This is a genomic window from Nocardioides oceani, assembly GCF_030412965.1.
Classification (GTDB): Bacteria; Actinomycetota; Actinomycetes; order Propionibacteriales; family Nocardioidaceae; genus Nocardioides; species Nocardioides oceani.
The window spans coordinates 1-220 of record NZ_JAUHJQ010000277.1 but is presented as its reverse complement, the minus strand read 5'-3'; the positions used below and the strand labels follow the sequence as shown (position 1 = coordinate 220).

Genomic DNA, 220 nt, shown 5'->3' with positions numbered 1-220 from the left:
CCCGCTCGGCGCCGAGGCGAGCAGGTCCGCGGCGGCGCCGAGCCGGGCCCGCGCGTGGTCCGCGGCCACGCCGGCCTCCTGCCGCTCGGCCCGCGCCGCGCGGCCGGCCCCGGTGGCGGCCGCGACCCGGTCGAGCTCGACGGCGGACGGGTGGCCGGTGCCACGCAGGTGCTCCTCCTTCGCGGCCAGCGCCCGCTCGCGGCGTACGTCGGCGTCGGAG

General features: G+C 84.1%; 1 protein-coding gene. It reads right to left on the bottom strand.

What is annotated here, in order from left to right:
• Positions 1–220 (bottom strand): hypothetical protein (locus tag QWY28_RS24065; RefSeq protein WP_300955412.1); only part of this gene is annotated, 220 nt, incomplete at both ends.